The 23,827-nt window shown below is 60.9% G+C and carries 22 protein-coding genes and 1 pseudogene; 7 read left to right on the top strand and 16 right to left on the bottom strand.

Annotated elements, in window-relative coordinates:
• Positions 1–15 precede the first annotated feature (15 nt).
• Together AC1DWG_RS27510 and AC1DWG_RS27505 are read right to left on the bottom strand one after the other, a co-directional pair.
• Complete coding sequence (locus AC1DWG_RS27510; RefSeq protein WP_477788619.1) at positions 16–1,635, bottom strand: FMN-binding glutamate synthase family protein; 1,620 nt, start codon at positions 1,633–1,635, stop codon at positions 16–18.
• Between the two features lie 102 nt (positions 1,636–1,737).
• On the bottom strand, positions 1,738–2,538 hold the full coding sequence (locus tag AC1DWG_RS27505; protein WP_007985741.1) for a helix-turn-helix transcriptional regulator: 801 nt from the start codon (positions 2,536–2,538) through the stop codon (positions 1,738–1,740).
• Positions 2,539–2,662: 124 nt separating this feature from the next.
• Here AC1DWG_RS27505 and AC1DWG_RS27500 point away from each other — a divergent pair, with 124 nt between their 5' ends.
• The 5 genes and pseudogenes from AC1DWG_RS27500 to AC1DWG_RS27480 all read left to right on the top strand — a co-directional run bounded on the left by AC1DWG_RS27500 (position 2,663) and on the right by AC1DWG_RS27480 (position 6,294).
• The gene (locus tag AC1DWG_RS27500) at positions 2,663–3,484 is read left to right on the top strand and encodes a carbon-nitrogen hydrolase family protein (RefSeq protein WP_477763936.1); all 822 of its coding nucleotides are present in this window, start codon (positions 2,663–2,665) and stop codon (positions 3,482–3,484) included.
• A 183-nt stretch (positions 3,485–3,667) separates the two neighbouring features.
• The gene (locus AC1DWG_RS27495) at positions 3,668–4,993 is read left to right on the top strand and encodes an APC family permease (RefSeq protein ID WP_477788618.1); all 1,326 of its coding nucleotides are present in this window, start codon (positions 3,668–3,670) and stop codon (positions 4,991–4,993) included.
• A gap of 153 nt (positions 4,994–5,146) precedes the next feature.
• Positions 5,147–5,581, top strand: coding sequence for an NUDIX hydrolase (locus tag AC1DWG_RS27490; protein ID WP_477788617.1), 435 nt, complete (start codon positions 5,147–5,149; stop codon positions 5,579–5,581).
• 23 nt (positions 5,582–5,604) lie between these two features.
• Positions 5,605–5,748 (top strand): annotated as a pseudogene (locus tag AC1DWG_RS27485) (LysE family translocator); the annotation flags it as partial.
• Between the two features lie 48 nt (positions 5,749–5,796).
• On the top strand, positions 5,797–6,294 hold the full coding sequence (locus AC1DWG_RS27480; RefSeq protein ID WP_477763933.1) for an N-acetyltransferase family protein: 498 nt from the start codon (positions 5,797–5,799) through the stop codon (positions 6,292–6,294).
• 118 nt (positions 6,295–6,412) lie between these two features.
• On the opposite strand, the gene metR is transcribed toward AC1DWG_RS27480, so the two are convergent.
• Positions 6,413–7,330: a transcriptional regulator MetR gene (gene metR / locus AC1DWG_RS27475; RefSeq protein ID WP_007985733.1), complete on the bottom strand. Its 918-nt coding sequence runs from the start codon at positions 7,328–7,330 to the stop codon at positions 6,413–6,415.
• 313 nt (positions 7,331–7,643) lie between these two features.
• On the opposite strand from metR, the gene AC1DWG_RS27470 reads away from it, so the two are divergent.
• Positions 7,644–8,678 (top strand): alpha/beta fold hydrolase, encoded by a 1,035-nt coding sequence (locus tag AC1DWG_RS27470; RefSeq protein WP_477763932.1) that lies wholly within the window; start codon positions 7,644–7,646, stop codon positions 8,676–8,678.
• Positions 8,679–8,808: 130 nt separating this feature from the next.
• On the opposite strand, the gene aauR is transcribed toward AC1DWG_RS27470, so the two are convergent.
• The 7 genes from aauR to AC1DWG_RS27435 form a co-directional block, all read right to left on the bottom strand.
• Complete coding sequence (gene aauR / locus AC1DWG_RS27465; RefSeq protein WP_477752331.1) at positions 8,809–10,137, bottom strand: two-component response regulator AauR; 1,329 nt, start codon at positions 10,135–10,137, stop codon at positions 8,809–8,811.
• A complete protein-coding gene (gene aauS, locus AC1DWG_RS27460) occupies positions 10,134–12,035 on the bottom strand; it encodes a two-component sensor histidine kinase AauS (protein WP_477763931.1) in 1,902 nt (633 codons plus the stop codon). The genes aauR and aauS overlap by 4 nt, the downstream gene beginning before the upstream one ends.
• A 155-nt stretch (positions 12,036–12,190) precedes the next feature.
• A complete protein-coding gene (locus tag AC1DWG_RS27455) occupies positions 12,191–12,925 on the bottom strand; it encodes an amino acid ABC transporter ATP-binding protein (protein ID WP_477759824.1) in 735 nt (244 codons plus the stop codon).
• The gene (locus AC1DWG_RS27450; protein ID WP_477763930.1) at positions 12,922–13,593 is read right to left on the bottom strand and encodes an amino acid ABC transporter permease; all 672 of its coding nucleotides are present in this window, start codon (positions 13,591–13,593) and stop codon (positions 12,922–12,924) included. Before AC1DWG_RS27450 ends, AC1DWG_RS27455 begins: the two co-directional genes overlap by 4 nt.
• Positions 13,593–14,339: an amino acid ABC transporter permease gene (locus AC1DWG_RS27445; RefSeq protein ID WP_477763929.1), complete on the bottom strand. Its 747-nt coding sequence runs from the start codon at positions 14,337–14,339 to the stop codon at positions 13,593–13,595. Before AC1DWG_RS27445 ends, AC1DWG_RS27450 begins: the two co-directional genes overlap by 1 nt.
• A gap of 193 nt (positions 14,340–14,532) precedes the next feature.
• Entirely contained in the window at positions 14,533–15,447 is a 915-nt protein-coding gene (locus tag AC1DWG_RS27440) for a glutamate/aspartate ABC transporter substrate-binding protein (RefSeq protein WP_477763928.1), read from the bottom strand.
• A 276-nt stretch (positions 15,448–15,723) separates the two neighbouring features.
• Entirely contained in the window at positions 15,724–17,352 is a 1,629-nt protein-coding gene (locus AC1DWG_RS27435) for a glucan biosynthesis protein D (protein WP_477763927.1), read from the bottom strand.
• Between the two features lie 418 nt (positions 17,353–17,770).
• Here AC1DWG_RS27435 and AC1DWG_RS27430 point away from each other — a divergent pair, with 418 nt between their 5' ends.
• Positions 17,771–17,956, top strand: coding sequence for a hypothetical protein (locus AC1DWG_RS27430; RefSeq protein WP_223458275.1), 186 nt, complete (start codon positions 17,771–17,773; stop codon positions 17,954–17,956).
• Between the two features lie 37 nt (positions 17,957–17,993).
• On the opposite strand, the gene AC1DWG_RS27425 is transcribed toward AC1DWG_RS27430, so the two are convergent.
• The 6 genes from AC1DWG_RS27425 to AC1DWG_RS27400 all read right to left on the bottom strand — a co-directional run bounded on the left by AC1DWG_RS27425 (position 17,994) and on the right by AC1DWG_RS27400 (position 23,827).
• Positions 17,994–18,284, bottom strand: a complete 291-nt coding sequence (locus AC1DWG_RS27425) for a type II toxin-antitoxin system RelE/ParE family toxin (protein WP_082562882.1) — start codon at positions 18,282–18,284, stop codon at positions 17,994–17,996.
• Complete coding sequence (locus AC1DWG_RS27420; protein ID WP_477763926.1) at positions 18,262–18,510, bottom strand: CopG family ribbon-helix-helix protein; 249 nt, start codon at positions 18,508–18,510, stop codon at positions 18,262–18,264. The genes AC1DWG_RS27425 and AC1DWG_RS27420 overlap by 23 nt, the downstream gene beginning before the upstream one ends.
• 263 nt (positions 18,511–18,773) lie before the next feature.
• Entirely contained in the window at positions 18,774–20,258 is a 1,485-nt protein-coding gene (locus AC1DWG_RS27415; protein WP_477763925.1) for an APC family permease, read from the bottom strand.
• Positions 20,259–20,486: 228 nt separating this feature from the next.
• Positions 20,487–21,911, bottom strand: a complete 1,425-nt coding sequence (locus tag AC1DWG_RS27410) for a gamma-aminobutyraldehyde dehydrogenase (protein WP_477763924.1) — start codon at positions 21,909–21,911, stop codon at positions 20,487–20,489.
• A gap of 169 nt (positions 21,912–22,080) precedes the next feature.
• The gene (locus AC1DWG_RS27405) at positions 22,081–22,890 is read right to left on the bottom strand and encodes an ABC transporter permease (protein ID WP_477763923.1); all 810 of its coding nucleotides are present in this window, start codon (positions 22,888–22,890) and stop codon (positions 22,081–22,083) included.
• Positions 22,880–23,827: an ABC transporter permease gene (locus tag AC1DWG_RS27400; RefSeq protein ID WP_477752342.1), complete on the bottom strand. Its 948-nt coding sequence runs from the start codon at positions 23,825–23,827 to the stop codon at positions 22,880–22,882. Before AC1DWG_RS27400 ends, AC1DWG_RS27405 begins: the two co-directional genes overlap by 11 nt.

Genomic DNA, 23,827 nt, shown 5'->3' with positions numbered 1-23,827 from the left:
GCGCTGGAGCTAACGTCAGGCAGCGGCTATTTCATTAGGCTCAAAACTATCCGCCCGCGCCATCTGCCACATCCGCGAGTAAAACTCGCCATTCACCTCACCGGTCAGCAACTCCCCTGGTTTGAGGAACACGTGCAACTGCGAGAACAGCTTGATCTCGGTCGCCGACATGCGTCGCACCAGATGCTTGGCGGACAACTGCGACGGATGTTCGAGGCCGGCGGCGGCGAGCATTTCCGCCAGGGCCTTGAGGGTGTTGCGGTGGAAGTTGAACACGCGCTGGGCCTTGTCCGGCACCACCAGCGCGCGCTGGCGCAGGGTGTCCTGGGTGGCGACGCCGGTCGGGCATTTGTTGGTGTGGCAGCTCTGTGACTGGATGCAGCCGATGGCGAACATGAAGCCGCGCGCCGAGTTGGCCCAGTCGGCGCCGATGGCCAGCACGCTGGCGATGTCGAAGGCGCTGACGATCTTGCCGCTGGCGCCGAGTTTGATCTTGTCCCGCAGGTTCAGGCCCACCAGGGTGTTGTGCACGAACAGCAGGCCTTCGCGCATCGGCACGCCGATGTGGTCGGTGAACTCCACGGGTGCGGCGCCGGTGCCACCTTCCTTGCCGTCAACGACGATGAAGTCTGGGAGGATGCCAGTCTCCAGCATGGCCTTGGCGATGCCCATGAACTCCCACGGATGGCCGAGGCAGAACTTGAAGCCCACCGGTTTGCCACCGGACAACTCACGCAGTTGCGCGATGAAATGCATCATTTCGATCGGCGTGGAAAACGCGCTGTGACGCGATGGCGACACGCAATCTTCACCCATCAGGATGCCGCGGGTCTCGGCGATTTCCCGGGTGACCTTGTGCTTGGGCAGGATGCCGCCGTGGCCGGGCTTGGCGCCCTGGCTCATCTTGATTTCGATCATCCGCACCTGCGGCGTCCGGGCTTGCGCCGCGAAGCGTTCCGGGTCGAAACGGCCGTCGCTGGTGCGGCAGCCGAAGTAGCCGCTGCCCAGTTCCCAGGTCAGGTCGCCACCGTTTTCCCGGTGATAGGGGCTGATGCTGCCTTCGCCGGTGTCATGGGCGAAGTTGCCGAGCTTGGCGCCCTGGTTCAGCGCGCGGATGGCGTTGGCGCTGAGGGAACCAAAACTCATGGCCGAGATATTGAACACCGACGCCGAATACGGCTGGGTGCACTGTGGGCCACCGACTGTCACCCGGAAACTGCTCGGGTCGCTCAACGGCGCCGGGCGCATGGAATGGCCGATGAATTCGAAACCCGACTGATACACGTCAATCAGCGTGCCGAAGGGTTTGTCGGCGGTTTCATTCTTGGCCCGGGAATAGACCAGCGAGCGCTGGGCGCGGGAGAAGGGCAGGGCGTCGCTGTCGGATTCGAGCAGGTACTGGCGGATTTCCGGGCGGATGCCTTCGACCAGGTAGCGGATATTGCCGAGGATCGGGTAATTGCGGCGCACCGCGTGGGGGCTTTGCAGCAGATCGAACAGGCCGATCAGGCTGAGGACAGCGGTGACGGCGGTGATCGGCCAGAGCCAGTCGTATTCAAGAAACGGCAGGCTGGCGAGAGAGAAGATCACGCAGACGGCAAAGAAGGCGTAGCGGCTCAGGAGTGACAGGCTCATACGGTTTCCTTGGGTTCGGACTCGGGTTTAAAGATCGCAGCCTTCGGCAGCTCCTACAAGGGAATGCGATCCATGTAGGAGCTGCCGAAGGCTGCGATCTTTTCAGGCATTTTGTGCCTGCAGAAAAATCGAAAACAGCTCGGACTGGGACTTGATCCCCAGCTTGCTGTACATGTGTTTCTTGTGGACTTTCACGGTTTCGACCGAGATTTCCAGCTTTCGAGCGATTTCTTTACTGGAGCAACCGCTGAGCATCAAACGCCCGACATCCAGCTCCCGGGCCGTCAACTGCGCGCCTTTGAGTTGCTGCACCGAGGCCTCCAACTGTACCCGCCAATCAGCTTGCGGTGGTGCGGGGGCCAGGGCCACGACTTCGTTGATTTCATAGGGTAGACGCTGGCGCAACAGGCCGAGCACCCACGGCTGAATCAACGACAACAAGGCGATCTGCTGGCCGCTGAAGCGCTGCGTGCTGCCCAGGGACAGGCACAGCGTGCGGTCGCCTTCGAGCTGACAATTGAACTGGATTTCATCGGCCACCACATTCAGACGAAAGTAGCGCTGGTAATACTCGGTCAGCTCGAAGTGCTCCGGGGCCACTTCGGACAGGCGATACAACCCGGTGCGCGATTGCTCGCGGCAGGCGATGTAGAACGGGTCGAGCAGGTACAGCCCACGCAGGTAATCCTGGAACAGTTGATCAGGGCTGCCGTCCTCGCCGGGGCACTCGGCAAACACCTGCGGGCGCTGGTCGGCGCTGAAAAGCAGGGCCACCCAGCTGTCGAAGGACACGTACTGGTCCAGCAACCGGACAAGCTGGGTCCAGAAATTAGGCTTGTCCAGGGCGTCGATCAGTTGCCCCACCGAGCGATGCCAGGCGATGTCATCCAACGAGAGTGTCATGCATCTACCCCTATCGTGTTACCCCAGCGGCGTAATTCCCCGCCCGGTTGCTTGCTGCGCATACTGGCGCACAGACACCGACCGGGCAATCTTTCTGCCGCCCGGCCCATGACAAGGAATACCTATGAAGGTCGAACTCGCCCAATTGGCAGGCCGTGACAACGACACGGCCTACAACCTCGAACGCACCCTGGCGGCGATGGCTGCGTGTGCTGTCGATACGCAACTGATCCTGTTCCCTGAAGGCCACTTGATGGGCTTCCCTTCGGCGGAGTCCGTGGCCGAGGTGGCGGAGGCGCTGGACGGCCCGTCCGTCAGTGCGGTGATCGCCGCCGCCCGCCAGCGCAATATCGCCGTGGCCATCGGCATGGCCGAGAACGACAACGGCCGCTTCTACAACACCACGTTGCTGATCACTCCTGAAGGCATCGCGCTGAAATACCGCAAGACTCACTTGTGGGCCTCGGATCGCGGTGTCTACGAGGCGGGCGATCGCTATGCCACCTGCCTGTTCAACGGCGTGCGCGTGGGCCTGCTGATTTGCTACGACATCGAATTCCCCGAAAGCGCCCGCGCCCTGGCGCAACTGGGGGCCGAACTGTTGATCGTCACCAACGGCAATATGGACCCGTACGGCCCGACCCACCGCACCGCGATCATGGCCCGCGCCCAGGAAAACCAGGCGTTTGCGCTGATGGTCAACCGGGTGGAAGAGGGTGACGGTGGATTGCTGTTTGCCGGCGGGAGCGCATTGGTCGATCCGCTGGGCACCTTGTTGTTCGAAGCCGGACGCGAGGAAGGGCAGTTTGCGGTCGAACTGGACCTGACCCGGCTGACGGCGGCGCGCCAGGATTATCGCTATCTGGATGATCAGCGGCTGAGGTTGCCGGGGGAGAGGGTTGAGCATGCGTCCGGGTTACGGGAGCTGCTGATTCCCAAGGGCTGAAGATCAAAAGATCGCAGCCTGCGGCAGCTCCTACATTGATCGCGGTCCCCTGTAGGAGCTGCCGCAGGCTGCGATCTTTTAACGATTTATCTGACTCAACGCCAAAGAACAACAACGCAACACCCGTAATTTGCGCCGAACTCGGCTCTGCCATAAATCCAATAAAATTCGGAGTAGTCGCTCATGGCTCGTTTGCAACGCACCCTGTCACTGGGGTCGGTGGTGCTGTTTGGCATCGCCTACATGACGCCGATCATTGTGCTCGGCACCTTTGGCATCCTCGCCCAATCCACCGCCGGCATGGTGCCGGCCGCGTACCTCGCGGCGCTGGTGGCGATGTTTTTCACCGCCATGAGCTACGGGCGCATGGCCTCGGCGTTCCCGGTGGCCGGCTCGGCCTACAGCTATGTGCGCAAGGCCATCAGCCCGAAACTCGGGTTCATCGCCGGTTGGGCGGTGCTGCTCGATTACCTGTTCCTGCCCATGGCAATCTGGCTGATCGGCGCGGCTTACCTCAACTCCGCTTTCCCGGCAGTGCCGCAGTGGATCTGGGTGCTGGCGTTCATCGGTATCACCAGCGCGATCAACATCGTCGGCCTGAAACTGGCGAACGGCATCAACGCCTTGCTGATGCTGGTGCAGTTCCTGGTGCTGGTCGCCTTCGTCGCGTTGTGCGTGCATTACGTCGGCGGTGATGCGAGCGCGCCGTTGTGGTCGATCAAGCCGTTCTTCAATGGCGACATGCAGATGCCGTTGATCATGAGCGGCGCGGCCATTGCCTGTTACTCGTTCCTCGGCTTCGACGCCGTCAGCACCCTGACCGAAGAAACCCGCGACCCGCGCCGTACCATTCCCCGGGCGATCATGCTGATCACCCTGATTGGCGGGCTGATTTTCGTCGGCGTGTCGTACTTCGTGCAGATCGCTCATCCGTCGTTCCAGTTCGACAACGTGGACTCGGCGGCCTACGAAATTGCCCGCAACATCGGTGGCGACCTGTTCGTGTCGATCTTCCTGATCGGTCTGATCGTCGGCCAGTTCGCCTCGGGGCTGTCGGCCCAGGCCAGCGGTTCTCGGCTGCTATACGCCATGGGCCGCGACGGCGTGTTGCCAAAAGCGTTTTTCGGCACCTTGCACAAGCGCTTCGGCACGCCGATCAACAGCATCCTGCTGTGCGCGGTGGTGGCGTTGCTGGCACTGAAACTGGACGTCACCACCTCGACCTCGTTCATCAATTTCGGCGCGTTCCTGGCGTTCAGCCTGGTCAACCTGTCGGTGATCTTCCATTACTGGATCGGTGGCGAGAAAAAAGGCCCACACGAATTCGTGCTGTTCCTGCTGTTCCCGTTCATCGGCCTGGCGGCGGACTTGTGGCTGATGGTCAGCCTCGATCATCTGGCGGTTTATCTGGGGTTGAGCTGGCTGGCGATTGGCGTGGTGTACCTGGCGGTGTTGACCGGCGGTTTCCGTCGGCAGCCGCCGGAGATGGATTTCCAAGAGGCTGTATGACACCGTTGTAGGAGCTGCCGAAGGCTGCGATCTTTTGACTTTGTTTTTTAGAGATCAAAAGATCGCAGCCTGCGGCAGCTCCTACGCGAGGCTTTTGATCTCAACAGGCGGACATGTGATCCTTGGCGTTTTTGAGCCAAAGGCCTTTTGTTCATGTCGACGTTTTCCATGCCAGCCTCCGGGACTATCCGCATCGCCGCTGCCTTGTTGATCGGCCCTGACGGCCGCACGTTGCTGGTACGCAAGCGCGGCACCACGGCGTTCATGCAGCCGGGTGGCAAGATCGAGCCCCATGAATTGCCGGTTCACGCCCTGGCCCGTGAGCTGGAAGAAGAGCTGGGACTGGACATCGACCCGGCGCACGCCATTTACCTCGGTCACTTCTCGGCACCGGCCGCCAACGAGCCGGGTTTTGTCGTACACGCCGAGCTTTTTCAGCTGAACATTGATTCAGATGTCACCCCGGAGGCAGAGATCGAAGAAGTGATCTGGATCGACCCGGCCACCGATGGCGGTGTCAGCCTGGCGCCATTGACACGGGACCTGATCCTGCCGTTTTATCGGGCATCGCTGACCGCGATCGCCTGATCATTACGCAAAGGACCTCGCCCATGATCCCGCTTCAAGACCTGCTGATTTTCGCTGCTGCCGCGTTGCTGATGGTACTGACGCCGGGGCCGAACATGATCTATCTGATCTCCCGCTCGATCTGCCAGGGGCGCAAGGCGGGGGTGATCTCGTTGCTTGGGGTGGTCGGGGCTGGCACTGCGGCTGATGCTTGAGCAAAAACGGATGGCTTGAACATGTGGATCGAACGACTGGATGCCAGCCACGCCCTGGACTATCGGGCATTGATGCTCGAAGCCTACGACCTTCATCCGCAGGCCTTCACTTCGAGCGTGCGCGAGCGGGCGGCGATGCCGCTGGACTGGTGGGAGTCGCGCCTGACGGGTAAGCTGGATTTGGTGCTCGGGGCGTTCGAAGAAGGCAAGTTGGCGGGCATCGTCGGCCTCGCTCTCGAGTCTCGGGAAAAGGCCCGGCACAAGGTGACACTGTTCGGCATGTATGTGTCACCGACGGTCCGCCAGCGCGGACTCGGCTATCAGCTGGTTCAGGCTGCCTTGGCCGAGGCGCAGAACCATGCGGGTTTGCGCCTGATCCAGTTGACCGTCACCGCCGGCAATGATGCCGCGTTCAACCTCTACCAGCGCTGCGGTTTCGTCCAGTTCGGCCTGGAGCCGATGGCGGTGCGGGTGGGGGAGGACTATTTCGACAAAATCCACATGTGGCGCGAGCTATGAAGTCACCGCAGATCCCTGTAGGAGCCGGCTTGCCGGCGAAAGCGGCGGATCAGTCTACGCAATATCGCCTGAAACACCGCCTTCGCCGGCAAGCCGGCTCCTACAGATGGGTGTTGCTCTATCGAACGGCACTCACGCCATCCAGCGTCGAAAACGACGTGTCCTTCGCCGTCAGCAAAAAATCCCGCATGTACGGCGCATCCAGCATGTCAGCACGGATCGCTGCGTACAGTGTGGCGAACAAACCTTTCTCACCCAGTCGCTTGGCCTTCACATAACCCCGCGAACTGTATTCATGCAGCGCCCAATGGGGCATGCCGCACACGCCACGACCGCTGGCCACCAGTTGCATCATCATCACCGTCAGTTCCGAGGTGCGGACCTGGGCCGGTTCGATGTCGGCGGGTTCGAGGAAGCGGGTGAAGATGTCCAGCCGATCCCGTTCCACCGGGTAGGTGATCAAGGTTTCCGGGAGCAAGTCCTCCGGGACGATATAGGCCTTGCTGGCCAGGCGGTGCTGGTTGGCCACCGCGAGCATCGCTTCATAAGTGAACAGCGGTACATAGGTGATCCCGGCCAGGTCCACCGGGTCGGAGGTTACCACCAGGTCCAGGTCGCCACGGGCCAGGGCCGGCAGCGGGGCGAAGGAGAAGCCAGAGGCCAGGTCCAGCTCGACTTCCGGCCAGGCGTCGCGGAACTGGTCGATGGTCGGCATCAGCCACTGAAAGCAACTGTGGCATTCGATGGCCATGTGCAAGCGACCGGCGGTGCCACCGGCCAGGCGACTGATGTCTCGTTCGGCGGCGCGCAGCAGCGGCAGGGTGGCATCGGCCAATTGCAGCAGGCGCAGACCGGCGCTGGTGAAGCGCACCGGTTTGGTCTTGCGCACGAACAGCGGCATGCCCATGCGCTCTTCCAGTTCTTTGAACTGGTGAGACAGGGCCGACTGGGTCAGGTGCAGGCGATCGGCCGCATCCACCAGGCTGTCGGCTTCGCGCAAGGCGTGCAGGGTCTTGAGGTGACGGATTTCAAGCACCGGGGGCTCCATGAGGAAAACTTGTCGATAAATCGAAAAGGTTGAGTTTGTCTCATGTTGGGTTGGCTGTCGACAGTAGTGCCCTCTTTTACACAGGAGCAAGTTCGCTCCCATTAGTGATCAATGTTGTTCAAAAACTCTGTGATCGACATGAATCTTGTGGGCGCGAGCCTGCTCGCGGTGAACGATAACGCGGTCCTTAAGACGACCGCCCGGCACTCTTCATCAAACTGTCATGGAACTGTGGCAGCGCGCTTGAACAAACTTCATCAGACTCGCGCTCTACTGGGGTTCTGCGTTTTGGTGTTTTTTCATGGGTGTTTCATTCTTTTCACGAATCGTGTTTTTGGCCGCATTGTTGTTCGGCCTGCCATCCTTGGCGGCTTCGCGTTGTGACATCAATGTTCCGACCGAACGGGTGGATCTGGCCCAGGTAAGCCTGGCGTACCAGAGCATCGGCCGTGCGTCGGATCCGGCCTTGCTGCTGGTGATGGGCCTGGGCGGGCAGTTGATTCACTGGCCGGACGAGGTGGTGGTCGCCCTGTGCCAGCAAGGGTTCCGGGTGATCCGCTATGACAATCGCGATGTCGGCCTGTCGACCTGGCGGCAAGCACCGGCCGAAGCCAACCTGACCTTCGAAGTGCTGCGCTACAAACTCGGATTGCCGGTGTCGTCGCCGTATTCGCTGACCGACATGGCCGATGATGGCCTGGGGCTGATGGACGCCTTGCACATCGATCAATTCCACGTGTTGGGCGCCAGCATGGGCGGGATGATCGCCCAGCACATGGCGGCCATGGCACCGCAACGGGTCGAGAGCCTGACTCTGATCATGACCACCTCCGGCGCCGAAGGCTTGCCGGCGCCGAGTGCGGCGCTGGTGCAGTTGTTGTCCCGGCGCGGTGCACCGAGCCGCGAAGTGGCCCTGGAGCAACAGGCCGACTTGCTGGCGGCGCTGGGCAGCCCGATGGTCACCGATGATCGCCAGGCGCTGCTGCATCAGGCGGCGCTGTCCTATGATCGGGCGTTCAATCCCGAGGGCGTGAAACGCCAGATCATGGCCATTCTCGCCGAGCCGAGCCGGGTGGCGTTGCTCAATCAGTTGCGGGTGCCGGCGCTGGTGGTGCATGGCACGGCCGACCCGTTGTTGCCGGTGATGCACGGGGTGCATCTGGCGGCGCATCTGCGAGGCAGCCAATTGATCCTGATTCCGGGCCTGGCCCATCGCTTCCAGGAGGCGTTCAAGGCGCCGTTGCTGGCGGCGGTGTTGCCGTATTTGCGCGAGCACCGTGAAGACACGTCGCACTGGGCGCAGATCGAGCCGGTGGCCGAACACAACCTCCTGTAACCCCTCAATCCCCTGTAGGAGCTGCCGGAGGCTGGATCTTTTGATTTTCAAGATCCAGATCAAAAGATCGCCCGAGCGCGGACCGAGCCTTCGGCAGCTCCTACAGGGGTAGTGGGCGATCAGGTTTTTCTCAATGGCTCAAGCCGTACTTTTTCACTTTGTCGAACAGCGTGGTCTTGGCCATGCCCAGTTCCTGGCTGGCCTGGGTCAGGTTGCCGCCGCTGCGTTGCAAGGCATCGCTGAGCAGGTTGCGCTCGAACGCTTCCACCGCTTCGGCAAAGGCCAGGCCTTGATTGCCGCCACCAGCACCGGGTTTCTTGAATGCCGGCAGGCCCAGGGCAAAGCGCTCGGCAACGTTGCGCAGTTCACGCACGTTGCCCGGCCAGTCGTGGCTCATCAGGTTTGAAACGGTCTGGTTGTCCAGCTCCGGCACCGCGCGGTCGAAGCGCAGGGACGACTGCTGCAAAAAGTGCTCGAACAGTTGCAGGATGTCCTCACGGCGCTCGCGCAATGGCGGCAGTTCCAGGGTCACCACGTTGAGGCGGTAGTACAGGTCGCTGCGGAATTCGCCGGCCTTGCTCGACACGACGAGGTCGGATTTGGTCGCCGCGATCACCCGGCAATCCACCGCTACGCTCTGGTTCGAGCCGAGGCGTTCGAGGGTGCGTTCCTGCAACACCCGCAGCAGTTTGATCTGCAAGGGCAGAGGCATGCTTTCCACTTCGTCGAGGAATAGCGTGCCGCCGTCGGCGTGTTCGATCTTGCCGATCCGTCGTTTACCCGCGCCGGTAAAGGCGTTGGCCTCGTGGCCGAAGATTTCGCTTTCGAACAGGTTCTCCGGCAGGCCGCCGCAGTTCAGGGCGACGAACTGCTTGGTGTGCCGCCGACTGAAATCATGCAGGCAGCGCGCGACCAACTCCTTGCCGGTACCAGTCTCGCCTTCGATCAGCACGTTGGCCGAGGTATCGGCGACGTTGGCAATCAGTTCCCGCAGGTTCTGCATGGCCGGCGAGCGTCCGATGATCCGCCCTTCGAGGGAGTCGCGCTCGGCCAGTTGCCGGCGCAGCGACGACACTTCCCGTGCCAGGCTGCGCTGCTCCAGGGCGCGGCGGGCGACATCCACCAGGCGCTCCGGGGAGAACGGCTTTTCCATGAAGTCGTAGGCGCCTTTCTGCATCGCGCCCACGGCCATGGAGATGTCGCCGTGTCCGGTGATCAGCACCACCGGCAGGCTGCGGTCGCGGGCCTTGAGCCGCGTCAGCAGTTCCAGGCCATCGATGCCCGGCAGGCGAATGTCGCTGACGACAATGCCGGCGAAATCGTCGCCGACCCGCTCCAGGGCTTCTTCGGCGCTGCCCACGCCAATGCAGGGAATGTCTTCCAGGGTCAGCGCCTGTTGGCAGCCGAGCAGCACATGGGGGTCGTCTTCGACGATCAATACACTAAGGTCGTTGTTCATATTGGCTCGGCGGGAGTGGGGCTTACCAACGGTAAACTGAGGACGAATGTGGTACCACCGCTGGCCGGGTGCTCGACACCCAGGTGACCGCCGGTGGCGGCGGCCAGGCTGGCGGAAAGGGTCAGGCCAAGGCCCAGGCCCTGTTCGCCGGGTTTGGTGGTGAAGAAGGGTTCGAACAGGTGCTCGCGCGCTTCGGCGTCGATGCCGTGGCCGTTGTCACGCACGCGCAGGCGGTATTTGCCATCGAACGCTTCGCCTTCGAGCCACAGCTCGGGTTGCGGCTGCGCTTGCATGGCGTCGAGGGCGTTGCCAATCAGGTTGACCAGAATCTGCTCCAGGCGGGTCTGGTCGATTTGCACCTGCACATCGGTGAAATCGCGGTGCAGTTGCAGGTGAATGTTTTCCACCCGGCCGCCGAGCAATTGCAAGGCGGCGTCCACGCCTTTGCCGAGGCAGGCCAGGCCCTTGTCGTCCCCGCGCCGGGCAAACGAGCGCAGGCTGGCGGTGATCCGGCCCATGCGGTCGATCAGTTCGTTGATGGTCTTGAGGTTGGTGTTGGCCACGTCGAGCTGACCGCGTTCGAGGAAGCGCACAGTATTGCCGGACAAGGTGCGCAGCGCCGCCAGCGGCTGGTTCAGTTCGTGGGCGATGCTGGTGGACATCTGGCCGATGGCCGCGAGTTTTCCGGCCTGTACCAGTTCATCCTGGGCGCGGCGCAAGGTCTCTTCGGCGAGCCGGCGTTCGCGGATCTGGGCCTTGAGCCGTTCGTTGCTGGCGCGCAGGTCGGTGGTGCGTTCGGTAATCCGACGCTCCAGCTGATTGTTGGCTTCCTGCAAGGCTTCCCGGGCCGCGAGGCGGGTGGCGATCACCTTGCGCCGCTCGTTCCAGGCGATCAACAGAAAGGCACAGAGGGCAAACGCCACCGCCACCAGAATCCCCTGGTTGATCGCTTCGCGGCGCAAATCCTGGAGCGGCGTGAGCAGGGTGAAATTCCACGGCGTATCGCCGAGCGGCCGGGTTTGCGCCAGGTAGCTGATGTTTTCGTCGTCGGACACCAGTTCGCTGTTGGCCGGGAACGTGAGTTTTTCCACGCCTTCGGACAGGGTTTCCCGGGCCAGCGGCTGCAGTTCGTTGAGCGGGAACCAGTAGTACTGCAGGCTGCGGGCGAGTTTTTCCTTGGTTTCTTCGCTCAGCGGCACCACCGATTTCAGACGTCGCGCCGGGTCACTGGACAGAATGATGATGCCGTTCTCGTCGCTGACGAAGGCTTCCAGTCGCGCCCGCTGCCAGCGTTCTTCCATGGCTTCCAGGCGTACCTTGACCACCGCGACGCCGATGATCTTGCCGTGTTCTTCCAGGCCATGGGCCAGGTAGTAACCGGGTTCGCCGTTGGTACTGCCGATGCCGTAGAAGCGCCCGGGCTGACCACGCACGGCGTTCTGGAAATAGGCGCGAAAGGACAGGTCTTCACCCAGGTAACTGTCGACATCGCGCCAGTTGCTGGTGGCCATGACGCGGCCGGTGGTGTCCATCACGTAGATGGCCCGACTGCGGCTGCGCCGGTTCAGGCCTTCGAGGTAATCGTTGACCGTTTGCCGGTGTTCCGGGGTCGGGTCGGCCAGCAACTGCGAAACGCTGGTTTCGAGCTCCAGCAGGCTGGGCAGGTAGGTGTATTTGCTGATTTCGCTTTCGACGGCACGGGCGTGCAGTTCCAGCTGACGCTGACCGTTCTCGCCAAGGCTGCGAATGCCATAGTGCTCACTGATCCAGAAGCCGATATAGCCCAGGCCGATCATCATGGCGATGATCAGCGGTGGCAGGAACAGATGGCGAATCAGACGGGGTTTCACGGCGAGTGATGGCATTGCTGCGCGATAAAGATTGGGGTCGCATTTCATCACAGATGCCTTGGGTCAACCACAACACAAATCTGAACCTGCACCGCCCCATGTAGGAGCCGGCTTGCCGGCGAAGACGGTGGCCCGGACATTCGAGATCGTCTGGACCACCGCCTTCGCTGGCAAGCCAGCTCCTACAAAGGAGCGAATTGCTTTTAGTGCTGCAGAATCTTGTTGAGGAAGTGCTGCGTACGATCCGCACGGGCATTGATGTCGCCGAAGAACTCCTCTTTCTTGCAGTCTTCGATGATCTTGCCGGCGTCCATGAAGATCACCCGGTCCGCGACTTTACGGGCGAAGCCCATTTCGTGGGTCACGCACATCATGGTCATGCCTTCGTGGGCCAGTTGCACCATCACGTCGAGCACTTCGTTGACCATTTCCGGGTCCAGCGCCGAGGTCGGTTCGTCGAACAGCATGACGATCGGGTCCATCGCCAGCGCACGGGCAATCGCCACACGCTGCTGCTGACCACCGGACAGTTGGCCAGGATGCTTGTGAGCATGGGCCGAAAGACCTACGCGCTCGAGCAGTTGCAGGCCTTTCTTGGTGGCTTCTTCCTTGCTGCGGCCCAACACCTTGATCTGCGCGATGGTCAGGTTTTCGGTGATGGTCAGGTGCGGGAACAGCTCGAAGTGCTGGAACACCATGCCCACGCGCGAACGCAGTTTCGGCAGGTTGGTCTTCGGGTTTGCGATGGAGGTGCCGTCGACCACGATGTCGCCTTTCTGGAACGGTTCCAGGGCGTTGACGCACTTGATCAGGGTCGATTTGCCGGAACCGGATGGTCCGCACACCACGATCACTTCGCCTTTTTTGACCTCGGTGCTGCAATCAGTCAGTACCTGGAAGTCCCCATACCACTTGTTGATGCTTTTGATAGAGATCATACGGCGAACCTTTTTTGCAGACGCTTGACCAGCTGCGAGGCGGCAAAGCTGATGGTGAAGTACACGAGACCGGCGAAAACCAGGAACTCATTGGAGCGGCCAATGATGTCGCCACTGGCGCGCGAAGCATTGAGGAAGTCCACCAGGCCGACGGCGTAGACCAGCGAGGTGTCCTGAAACAGGATGATGCTCTGTTGCAGCAACAGCGGAGTCATCTTGCGGAACGCCTGCGGCAGGATGATCAGACGCATCATCTGGCCGTAAGTCATGCCCAGCGCCTGGGCAGCGCCCATCTGACCCTTGGGAATCGACTGCACACCGGCGCGGACGATTTCGCAGAAGTACGCGGCTTCGAACATCATGAATGCCACGATGCAGGAGGCGAACGCGCCGATCGGGGTGTCTTCGCCGGTGATCCAGCGCAGCACGAACGGCACCGCCAGGTAGAACCAGGTGATGACCAGCAGCAACGGGATCGAACGGAAATAGTTGACGTAGGCGCCGGCGATGTTCGACAGCAGCTTGCTGTGGGACAGACGCATCAACGCCAGGATGGTGCCGAGGATGATCCCGCCGACCACGCCCATGACCATCAGCTTGAGGGTCATGATCATGCCGTTCCACAGGCCCGGCAGGGACGGGATGATGCCCGAGAAGTCGAATTCCATCATTTACCCCCTACGGAGATCAGGCCCGGTACGGCGACTTTCTTCTCGACCAGGCGCATCAGCAACATCAGGCTCATGTTCAGGGTGAAGTAGATCAGCGTTGCCAGGGTAAAGGCTTCGAACAGGTTGGCGGAAAACTCGGCGGTCTGTTTGGTCTGCGCGAGCAATTCCATCAAGCCGATCAGCGAGGCCACGGAGGTGTTCTTGAATACGTTCAAAAATTCCGAGGTAAGCGGCGGAATGATGATCCGGTAGGCCTGGGGCAGCAGCACGTTCCAGTAGATCTGCGGCAGCTTGAAACCCATGGCGCGGGCCGCGGCTTCCTGGCCCTTGGGCAGGGCCTGGATACCGGTACGCACCTGTTCGCAAACCCGGGCGGTGGTGAACAGGCCCAGGCACACCACGACGCTGAGGAAGGCCGAGGTGGTCGGGTTCAGGTCCTGCTTGTACCACTCTTGCAGGTCGGCAGGCAGCAGATCGGGCACCAGGAAGTACCAGATGAACAGCTGAACCAGCAGCGGCACGTTACGGAAGAGTTCGACGTAGCAGGTGGCGATGCCCGATACGATGCGATTCGGCACGGTACGCATGACGCCCAGGATCGAGCCCAGTGTCAAGGCGATGATCCAGGCCGCGATGGCGATGCCGATGGTCCAGCCCAAACCGGTCAGGTACCAGTCGAAATAGGTCTCGCTGCCCACGCCGGTGGACTTGAAGAACACGCCCCAGTCCCAGTTGTAATTCATTAGGGTCTCCCCTCGGATTCGATCGATGTACAAGTACCCGCTTGGGGAAGCTCCGTTCCCGCCTGTCCTTGAGGGACAGGCACACGCGCTCGGCTCGACAGCCACCGGTTCGAGTGTTTCCAGAAATGCCAGCAGGGAGTGACAACCTCCTGAAAGGGCTTGCGCCCTGTCAGGAGATAAGGTTAGTCAGAAATCAGGATTTCTTGTCGTCAGCCGCTTTATCGGTCGGATTGGCGATCAGGGCCTTGAGCTCGTTGCTCATCGGGAAGTTCAGGTTCAGGCCTTTTGGCGGGATAGGTTGCATGAACCATTTTTCGTAGATCTTGTTGATCTCGCCCGATGCGTAGGTGGCCTTGATGGCGTCATCCACAGCCTTTTTGAACGGCTCGTCGCCTTTGCGCACCATGCAGCCGTAGATTTCGTAGGACTGCGGAGTACCGGTCACTGCCCAGTCTTTCGCATTCTTGGCCTTGGCTGCTTCACCTGCCAGCAGAGCGTCGTCCATCATGAAAGCCACGGCACGGCCGGTTTCCAGCATCTGGAAGGATTCGCCATGGTCTTTGGCGGAGATGACGTTCATGCCCATCTGCTTGTCGGCGTTCATCGCCTTGAGGATGCGCTCGGACGTGGTGCCGGCGGTGGTCACGACGTTCTTGCCGGCCAGGTCAGGGAAATCCTTGTACTTGGAGTCTGCCTTGGACAGCAGGCGAGTACCGATTTCGAAGATGCCAACGGAGAAGTCAACTTGCTGCTGACGCTCGACGTTGTTGGTGGTGGAACCGCATTCGAGGTCCACGGTGCCGTTCTGTACCAGCGGGATACGGGTTTGCGAAGTCACCAGGTTGTACTTGACCTGGAGGTTCGGCATGTCGAGGTCTTTTTTCAGCGCTTCGACGACTTTCAGCTGGATGTCGTGGGAGTAGCCGACCGGTTTGCCGGAAGCATCCGCGATGTAGGAAAACGGAATGGACGCGTCACGATGCCCGAGGGTGATGACACCGGACTCTTTGATCTTCTTCAGGGTGCCGGTGAGTTCGGCGGCGAACACTGGCGTGCTGATCAGAGCGGCAGCAATGGCTGCGCCCAGGATATGGGGAATGATGCGCATCAAATTTTCCTCGACATTGTTTTTTTTATGGAGCCAGTTCATCGGCCCTTTTGTGCTGCAAATCACCTGAGCGCTACTGAGAGAGGGCGCAAAGGACATTCGTCGAAGAAGTGTAGAGCATGACTCGTGCCAGACCAGTGCCAATGAATCATGTTATTGATTTATAAGGAAATTAAATATTTATGGCGCGAATATTGAGGTTGGATGATCCGGTTAACCGAACTGACCCGCAGGTCGCGTTCGGAAAACCGAATGGTGGTTGGTGCTACTTGGCTGTCAGGGATATTTGCGCTTGTCCGGGGCTGGCGGGAAGTACTGATACAACCAGGTTTCGCTCAGCGTGCGGTCGTTGGTGCGGATGAACAGGCGCAGCTCGACAGGCTCCACGCTGTCATTGGTCGGGTACCAGTCAAACAGGATGCGGTAGCCCTTGATGTCATCGAGCTTGAGCACGCTGAAATCCTTGACCTCGCCGTTCGAGCAAGTGACCACCGGCTCGATGCCCGCGCCTTCAGGCAAGCGGTCCAGGCCACCGCCGGTGAAGTCCACGGCAAAACGACGGGCCCAGACTGGCGGGTAATGCTCGCCCGGCGCCCAGCCTTCGGTGAAACCGCCCATGCCTGAACGGGTCGCATTGACTCGCGCCAGTGGTGTGCCGACCGGTGGCAGTGCGCTCCAATAGAGTTTGTAGCCGTAGTTCAGCGAATCGCCGGCCGCCACCGGTTTCTTCGGGGTCCAGAAGGCGACGATGTTGTCCAGGGTTTCGCCGGTGGTGGGAATCTCCAGCAGATCGACCGAGCCTTCGCCCCATGGGGTGGTCGGTTCGACCCACAGGCTTGGGCGGCGGCTGTACCAGTCGACGGTGTCCTGATAGCTGGCGAACTCGTGGTCGGTCTGCACCAGGCCGAAGCCCTTCGGGTCGGTATCGGCGAAGGCATTGAATTGCAGGGTCGCAGGGTTATTCAGCGGGCGGCAGATCCACTCGCCGTTGCCGCGCCACATGGCCAGGCGATCGGAGTCGTGGATTTGCGGGTGAATGGTGTCGCACATCCGGCGTTCGTGGGTGCCGCAACTGAACATGCTGGTCATCGGCGCAATGCCCAGTTGGTCGATGGCGGTGCGAGCGTTGACGTGGGCATCGATCTCCATCACCACGCGCTCGGCCTGGCAGTCGATATCGAAGCGGTAGGCACCGGTGGCGCTCGGCGAATCGAGCAGGGCGTAGACCACGAAGCGGGTGCTGTCCTTGTCCGGTGTCTCGAACCAGAACTTGGTGAAGTCGGGAAATTCTTCGCGCTTCTTGGCGTAGGTGTCGATCGCCAGTCCGCGGGCCGACAAGCCGTACTGGCCGGTGGCGTCTACCGCACGGAAGTAACTGGCGCCGAGGAAAGACACGACGTCGTGCTTGTCCAGTTCCGGGGCCTTGAACAGCTTGAAGCCGGAGAAACCCAGGTCGCCCTTGAGCTGTGCGGTGTCGACCGTGGTGTTTTCATAGTTGAACAGCGACGGGCGGAAATGCACCTCGCGGGCCATGCGGGTTTTCGGATCGACGCTGTACATGCGCACCGGCTGCTTGAACCCCATGCCGACGTGGAAGAACTGCACGTCCAGCTGACCCTTGAGCTCTTTCCACAACGAATGATTGCCGTCGTAGCGGATCGCATTGAAGTTCTGCGGCGTCATGGTCGCCAGGGTTGGCGGCAACTGTTGCTTGGTGTCCTGGTAGCGATTGCTGGCGAGCTGTTTGGCCTGGAGCTTCAGCGCCTCGAAATCGAACGCGGTGGCCTCGCCATCAGCGGTGCCGCCACTGGCGGCCCAGGCCTGGGCCGCCAACAGGCCCGTGGCGGACAAACCGGTGTAGGCCGCGATGGCCATGGAGGCTTTGAGCAAGTTCCTGCGGTGCATAAATACAACCTGTCTTGAGCAATCCCGCGCCGTTCCTGGCACGTGCTGGATCAGAAATATCGGTTCGGACATGCCTTCGGCCAAACGCAACGGACTTTTAAACAGATGCCCGACAGCTTAAACCGTTCGATTGCAGAGCAAAATTGATTGATGGCACTGCGCCGGCTCGGCAATGAAACAAGACATGTCGGGAAACAATTCCGACAGGGGTTTCTGATTTACAGGGCATTTCTGCTTTTTTCGACTAATTACTCTAAAAACCGCTTTTCAGCGCCCGGAATATTTCTATTCTGTGCACATGACCGGTTTATGCCCTTCGGACCGGTGCGGTTCAGCGGGCACCCAGCGGCTGCTGAAAAAGGGATAGGGCGATGCGTTTTTTTGCAGTTTCTTTGACGTCTAGAGAAGGACATCGTCCATGTCGAAAGTACAGAACATCACTGAATTGTTGGGAATCTTTCCGTGCCTGGCCAGCGGGAGGCGAAGACGCCGGCTCAATAGCGAGGAAATGAAACTGGTGGAACGCTATCGGGAGCTGTCGGAGAGCGACAGGATCGCGATGAGATATCTGGTGGATGCGATGAGGAGTGTTTCGAGGTTCTGAAGCAATGGGGCATCCCGTCCTGGCTGGATGCCCTCATCTACCAATCCTGGGAACGCTCGGATCGCTGATGCAGCACGCGCAGAACTTGTACCTGGCCTTGGGAAAATCGGTAAGGGGCGATAAAGGGAAAACGGCCAAGTACCAACTCTCGGACATCGGGCATGCCTGAAGGCCTGCCCGAGCCGGGAAACTGTTCCAACAATTCAAAGGATTGCAACATCGTGGAAATGATTTCGAGAGCGGCTTTTGCGCCAACTACCTTTCGGTAGTGCTCGTGAATGGCATCGAGATCGCTATCGGCTTTTTCAGTCAGTACTACGCTCGGCACGTTTTGCCCACTTAGCCTTCACGGCATCCAGATCGGTGAGTTTCCCCGCGTCGGCATCGGCGATGCCGTCACTGATGGCTAGCAGATGCCAGGACTCGGCTTCCACATATCGAACCAATGCACGCTTGAGATGGTACTGACGATCTCTGTCGGTCGCCGCAGCCAATAAATCCAGCTGCTGTGCCAATTGTTCTTCGACGCGAAAAGACAAAACGGGTGAGGCCATGATGGCTCTCCTAAGGTGTATACGCTGTAAACGACGTAAACACCCTAGGCCGAGCCAGGGTTTTCGTCAACCGCAGGCGTGCATGGGCTGCACGAAACTCTAGTGCGGCGAACACGAACGAGAGAGAGGGATGTGTTGCCAGATGCTAACGCAACGAGATGGGGTTAACCGACTCAGCGCCCGTCGGGGGGAGATATCCATATTCAATCCTAGTCGGTTTTTTAGATCGCCCCGGCACCACGACGGCACCGGGGCGAATGCCGTTACCGGCTGACTTTCCAGGCATCGCCCGCCGGGGCGGTGCCGTGGTCATACGGCTTGGCGATCCACATGTAGAGCAAGCCCAGGCCAATCACGATGGCAGTGCTCAGCACCATCGCGTAGTTGATGTACCACGCGGCATCCGGCGTACGTGGCCAGGCCATGTTGATGATGGCACCGACACCATAGACCAGCGCGCCGATGTTCACCGCCCAACCCCAGGCGCCGAGGGTGAATTTGCCGCTGGGTTTCCAGCCCTTCAGGCGGGCGTACAGGGCCGCGAGCACGATCATCTGGAACGCCAGGTAGATGCCGATGGCCGCGAAGCTGACGATGGTGGCGACCGCGTCTTGCAGGAAGAAACCGAGGATGATGATCAGCGCCGGCAGGACACCGGACACGAACAGCGCGGCAACTGGAACCTGAGTCGTAGGGGAAATCTTTTTCAGCAGTCGGCTGCCGATGACCATTTCATCACGGGCGTAGGAATACAGCAGACGACTGGCCGCCGCTTGCAGGCTGATCACGCAGGAGATGAAGGAAATCATCACCACGCCCATCACCACTTTCGAACCCACCGGGCCGAAGGCGTTGTTGAGGATGGTGGTGACTGGATCCTTGTCGGTACCGTTGATCACGGCCTGCATGTCCGGCACGGCCAGGATCAGTGCCAGGCAGGCGAACATCGCCGCGATGCCGCCAATGTAGATGGTCATGCGCATGGCCACCGGGATCTGCTTGCTCGGGTTCGGGGTTTCTTCGGCCACGTCGCCGCAGGCCTCGAAGCCGTAGTACAGGAACATCCCCGCCAGCGACGCGGTGAGGAAGGCCGGCAGGTACGAGCCGTCGACACTGATATCAAAGGTGTTGAACAACACGCTGATGGGTTGATGACGCTCGAAAATCAGCAGGTAAACACCGACGATCACCGCGCCCACTAGCTCACAGAGGAAGCCGAACATGGCGATCCGTGCCAGCACTTTGGTGCCGCTGAGGTTGACCAGGGTGGCGAATAGCGTCAGGAACAGGGCGATGATGATGTTGGTGTTGTTGCTCGGTTCAAAGCCCATCATGGCGGCGAGGTACGGACCGGCACCCACGGCAACCGCCGCGATGGTCACGCACAGGGCGATGGAGTAGATCCAGCCAACCATCCACGCCCAGCGCTTGCCCACCAGACGACGGGCCCATGGGTACACGCCGCCGGAAATCGGGAACTGCGAAACCACTTCGCCGAAGATCAGGCACACCAGCAACTGGCCGCAACCGACCAGCAAGTAAGCCCAGAACATCGGTGGCCCGCCCGCGGTCAGGCACAGGCCGAACAGGGTATACACCCCGACGACCGGGGACAGGTAAGTGAAGCCCAGGGCGAAGTTTTCCCACAGGCTCATGCTGCGATTGAAGTTGGAGGTGTAGCCCAGCTTGCGTAGTTGCTCGGCATCGCTGTCGGCAAGGGCTGCAGAGAGATCGGGTGATGCACTCATGTGTGATTGCTCCGGAAAATCGGCAGATTTCGGATGTCCGAAACCGTGACGGGGCCTTGAAGGCACCGCCCGGATCGGTGGTTATTGTTTTTTGAGTTGCGGTGAATCTCTGGTGACAAGCACAGACACCGTCCGTGTGTCCGCTGAAAAGATCGCAGCCTGCGGCAGCTCCTACAGGGTGTAAGGCGCTCGGTGTAGGAGCTGCCGCAGGCTGCGATCTTTTCGTGTTTAGTGCTTGAACATCACATGCCGCACAACGGTGTAGTCCTCGAGCCCGTACATGGACATGTCCTTGCCATAGCCGGACAGTTTCTGACCGCCGTGAGGCATTTCACTGACGAGCATGAAGTGCGTATTCACCCAGGTGCAGCCGTACTGCAAACGGGCCGACAGGCGATGGGCGCGGCCGACGTCGGCGGTCCACACGGAGGAGGCCAGGCCGTAGTCCGAATCGTTGGCCCAGCCCAGCACCTGTGCTTCATCGCTGAATCTGGTCACCGACACCACTGGCCCGAACACTTCGCGGCGCACGATCTCGTCGTCCTGCTGCGCGTCGGCCAGCACGGTCGGTTCGAAGAAGTACCCGTCGCCGTCGACAGCTTTACCGCCAGTGATCAGGCGGATATGCGGCTGGGCTACGGCGCGTTCGACGAAACCGGCCACGCGGTCGCGGTGTTGCGCGGTGATCAGCGGGCCGAGTTCGGTCGATGGATCGTCCTGCAGGCCGTATTTGATGCTGCTGACGGCCGCTCCGAGTTTCTCGACGAATTTGTCGTAGATGCCTGCCTGCGCGTAGATGCGGCAGGCGGCGGTGCAGTCTTGCCCGGCGTTGTAGAAACCGAAGGTGCGGATGCCTTCGACGGCGGCATCGATGTCGGCGTCGTCGAAGATGATCACCGGGGCCTTGCCGCCCAATTCCATGTGCATGCGTTTGACGCTGTCGGCAGTGCTGGAAATGATGTTCGAGCCGGTGGCAATCGAGCCGGTCAGCGACACCATGCGCACTTTCGGGTGGGTGACCAGCGGGCTGCCGACGGTAGGGCCACGACCGAACACCAGGTTGAGCACACCAGCCGGGAAAATGTCCGACGCCAGTTCGGCCAGGCGCAGGGCGGTCAGTGGGGTTTGTTCCGACGGCTTGAGCACCACGGTATTACCGGCGGCCAGGGCCGGGGCGATTTTCCAGGCGACCATCATCAACGGGTAGTTCCACGGCGCGATGGAGGCGATCACGCCCACCGGGTCGCGGCGGATCATCGAGGTGTGGCCGGACAGGTATTCGCCACCGGCCGAACCGCTCATGCAGCGGCTGGCGCCGGCGAAGAAGCGGAACACGTCGGCAATCGCCGGGATCTCGTCGTTCAGCGCGGCGCTGTAAGGCTTGCCGCAGTTGTCCGATTCCAGTTTGGCCAGCTCTTCGCCATGGGCCTCGATGGCATCGGCGAGTTTGAGCAGCAGCCGCGAACGCGCTTTCGGCGGGGTCTGCGACCAGCTGTCGAACGCGGCGTCGGCGGCGCGTACGGCGGCATCGACCTGGGCTGCGCTGGCTTCGTTGATTTCCACCAGCACACGACCCTGTGCCGGGTTGAACACCGGTTGGGCGGGGCCTTCGCCGCTTTGCAGTTGGCCGTTGATCAAGAGTTTGGTTTGCATGGCTTTGTCCTCACTAACACTTTTATTTTGCTGCCTGAACCGGATCTAAATGTAGGAGTGAGCCTGCTCGCGATAGCGGTCTTACAGTCGACATCACTGTTGAATGACAGTCAGTCATCGCGAGCAGGCTCACTCCTACAGGGATTCGGTTCCTTCAGTGGTTATTCGGTTACTTCCCGCCGCTACCGGCAACGCTTTCGCCACCCCGCGTCAGGTAATAAGCACCAAGAATCGGCAGCATGGTCACCAGCATCACCAGCATCGCCACGACGTTGGTCACCGGCACGTCCCGTGGGCGGCTGAGCTGGTTGAGCAGCCACAGCGGCAGGGTGCGTTCATGGCCGGCGGTGAAGGTGGTGACGATGATTTCGTCGAACGACAGGGCAAACGCCAGCATGCCGCCGGCCAGCAACGCCGAGCCGAGGTTCGGCAGGATGATGTAGCGGAAGGTCTGCCAGCCGTCGGCGCCGAGGTCCATCGAGGCCTCGATCAAGCTGTGGGAGGTGCGGCGCAAGCGGGCGATGACGTTGTTGTAGACAATCACCACGCAGAAGGTCGCGTGGCCGACGATGATGGTGAACATCCCCGGCTCGATGCCCAATGTCTTGAAGGTCGCCAGCAACGCGATCCCGGTGATGATCCCCGGCAGGGCAATCGGCAGGATCAGCATCAGCGAGATGCCTTGCTTGCCGAAGAAGTCCCGGCGGTACAACGCGGCGGACGCCAGCGTGCCGAGGACCATGGCGATCAGGGTGGCAATCGAGGCGATCTGCAACGACAGCTTGATGGCTTCGAGCACGTCCGGCCGTGAGAACGCCACGCTGAGCCACTTCAGGGTGAAGCCCTTGGGCGGAAAGCTGAACGCCGCGTCTTCGGTGTTGAAGGCGTACAGGAAGATGATCAGGATCGGGAAGTGCAGGAACAGCAACCCGCCCCAGGCGGCAATGCGCAGGCCGAGAGAGGCTTTGTCAGAGTGCATCGAAGGCCCCCAGTCGTTTGACGATGGACAGGTAGATGGCGATCAGCACGATCGGCACCAGGGTGAACGCTGCGGCCATCGGCATGTTGCCGATCGCGCCTTGCTGGGCATACACCATGCTGCCGACGAAGTAGCCGGGCGGGCCGACCAGTTGCGGCACGATGAAGTCGCCCAGGGTCAGCGAGAAGGTGAAGATCGAGCCTGCGGCAATGCCCGGGATCGACAGCGGCAGGATCACTTGCGTGAAGGTCTGGCGTGGCTTGGCGCCGAGGTCGGCGGAGGCTTGCAGCAGCGACGGCGGCAGGCGCTCCAGCGAGGCCTGGATCGGCAGGATCATGAACGGCAACCAGATGTAGACGAATACCATGAAGCGCCCCAGATGCGAGGTCGACAAGGTGCTGCCGCCAACGCCCGGAATGCCCAGCACCAATTGCAGAACCGGTTCCAGCCCCAAGTGCTGCACGAACCACTGCGCCACGCCACCCTTGGCCAGCAGCAGCGTCCAGGCGTACGCCTTGACGATGTAACTGGCCCACATCGGCATCATCACCGCGATGTAGAAAAACGCCTTGGTCTTGCCCGTGGTGTAGCGCGCCATGTAGTAGGCAATCGGGAACGCGACGACGGCGCTGGCCATCGACACGACAATCGCCATGCCCAGGGTGCGCAGGATGATGTCGAAGTTCGACGGCTGGAACAGCGCGGTGAAGTTGGCCAGGGTCAGGTCAGGGGTGACCGCCATGGTGAAGTCATCGAAGGTGTAGAAACCCTGCCACAGCAGCACCAGCAACGAGCCCAGGTAGATCGCGCCGAACCACAGCAGCGGTGGCACCAGCAGCATCGACAGGTATAGGTTTGGCCGGCGATACAGCAGGTTGGAGAACCGGCGCAACGGCGAGCCGCCCGACTGGGTTTGGGAGATAGCCAGGGTGTTCAT

Source organism: Pseudomonas sp. P4_B3 (genome assembly GCF_056402295.1).
Note: the sequence above shows the minus strand (reverse complement) of the source record. Positions and strands in the feature narration are given on the sequence as shown.

What these genes read in the sequence shown, in the direction of transcription:
- AC1DWG_RS27435 (WP_477763927.1), bottom strand. Translation starts at nt 17,352, where the DNA reads ATGCACCGCAGGAACTTGCTCAAAGCCTCCATGGCCATCGCGGCCTAC.
- AC1DWG_RS27430 (WP_223458275.1), top strand. Translation starts at nt 17,771, where the DNA reads ATGTCGAAAGTACAGAACATCACTGAATTGTTGGGAATCTTTCCGTGC.
- AC1DWG_RS27415 (WP_477763925.1), bottom strand. Translation starts at nt 20,258, where the DNA reads ATGAGTGCATCACCCGATCTCTCTGCAGCCCTTGCCGACAGCGATGCC.
- AC1DWG_RS27440 (WP_477763928.1), bottom strand. Translation starts at nt 15,447, where the DNA reads ATGCGCATCATTCCCCATATCCTGGGCGCAGCCATTGCTGCCGCTCTG.
- AC1DWG_RS27495 (WP_477788618.1), top strand. Translation starts at nt 3,668, where the DNA reads ATGGCTCGTTTGCAACGCACCCTGTCACTGGGGTCGGTGGTGCTGTTT.
- AC1DWG_RS27480 (WP_477763933.1), top strand. Translation starts at nt 5,797, where the DNA reads ATGTGGATCGAACGACTGGATGCCAGCCACGCCCTGGACTATCGGGCA.
- AC1DWG_RS27470 (WP_477763932.1), top strand. Translation starts at nt 7,644, where the DNA reads ATGGGTGTTTCATTCTTTTCACGAATCGTGTTTTTGGCCGCATTGTTG.
- AC1DWG_RS27410 (WP_477763924.1), bottom strand. Translation starts at nt 21,911, where the DNA reads ATGCAAACCAAACTCTTGATCAACGGCCAACTGCAAAGCGGCGAAGGC.
- AC1DWG_RS27510 (WP_477788619.1), bottom strand. Translation starts at nt 1,635, where the DNA reads ATGAGCCTGTCACTCCTGAGCCGCTACGCCTTCTTTGCCGTCTGCGTG.
- aauR (WP_477752331.1), bottom strand. Translation starts at nt 10,137, where the DNA reads ATGAACAACGACCTTAGTGTATTGATCGTCGAAGACGACCCCCATGTG.
- AC1DWG_RS27445 (WP_477763929.1), bottom strand. Translation starts at nt 14,339, where the DNA reads ATGAATTACAACTGGGACTGGGGCGTGTTCTTCAAGTCCACCGGCGTG.
- AC1DWG_RS27490 (WP_477788617.1), top strand. Translation starts at nt 5,147, where the DNA reads ATGTCGACGTTTTCCATGCCAGCCTCCGGGACTATCCGCATCGCCGCT.
- AC1DWG_RS27455 (WP_477759824.1), bottom strand. Translation starts at nt 12,925, where the DNA reads ATGATCTCTATCAAAAGCATCAACAAGTGGTATGGGGACTTCCAGGTA.
- AC1DWG_RS27405 (WP_477763923.1), bottom strand. Translation starts at nt 22,890, where the DNA reads ATGCACTCTGACAAAGCCTCTCTCGGCCTGCGCATTGCCGCCTGGGGC.
- AC1DWG_RS27505 (WP_007985741.1), bottom strand. Translation starts at nt 2,538, where the DNA reads ATGACACTCTCGTTGGATGACATCGCCTGGCATCGCTCGGTGGGGCAA.
- aauS (WP_477763931.1), bottom strand. Translation starts at nt 12,035, where the DNA reads ATGAAATGCGACCCCAATCTTTATCGCGCAGCAATGCCATCACTCGCC.
- AC1DWG_RS27450 (WP_477763930.1), bottom strand. Translation starts at nt 13,593, where the DNA reads ATGGAATTCGACTTCTCGGGCATCATCCCGTCCCTGCCGGGCCTGTGG.
- AC1DWG_RS27420 (WP_477763926.1), bottom strand. Translation starts at nt 18,510, where the DNA reads ATGGCCTCACCCGTTTTGTCTTTTCGCGTCGAAGAACAATTGGCACAG.
- AC1DWG_RS27400 (WP_477752342.1), bottom strand. Translation starts at nt 23,827, where the DNA reads ATGAACACCCTGGCTATCTCCCAAACCCAGTCGGGCGGCTCGCCGTTG.
- AC1DWG_RS27500 (WP_477763936.1), top strand. Translation starts at nt 2,663, where the DNA reads ATGAAGGTCGAACTCGCCCAATTGGCAGGCCGTGACAACGACACGGCC.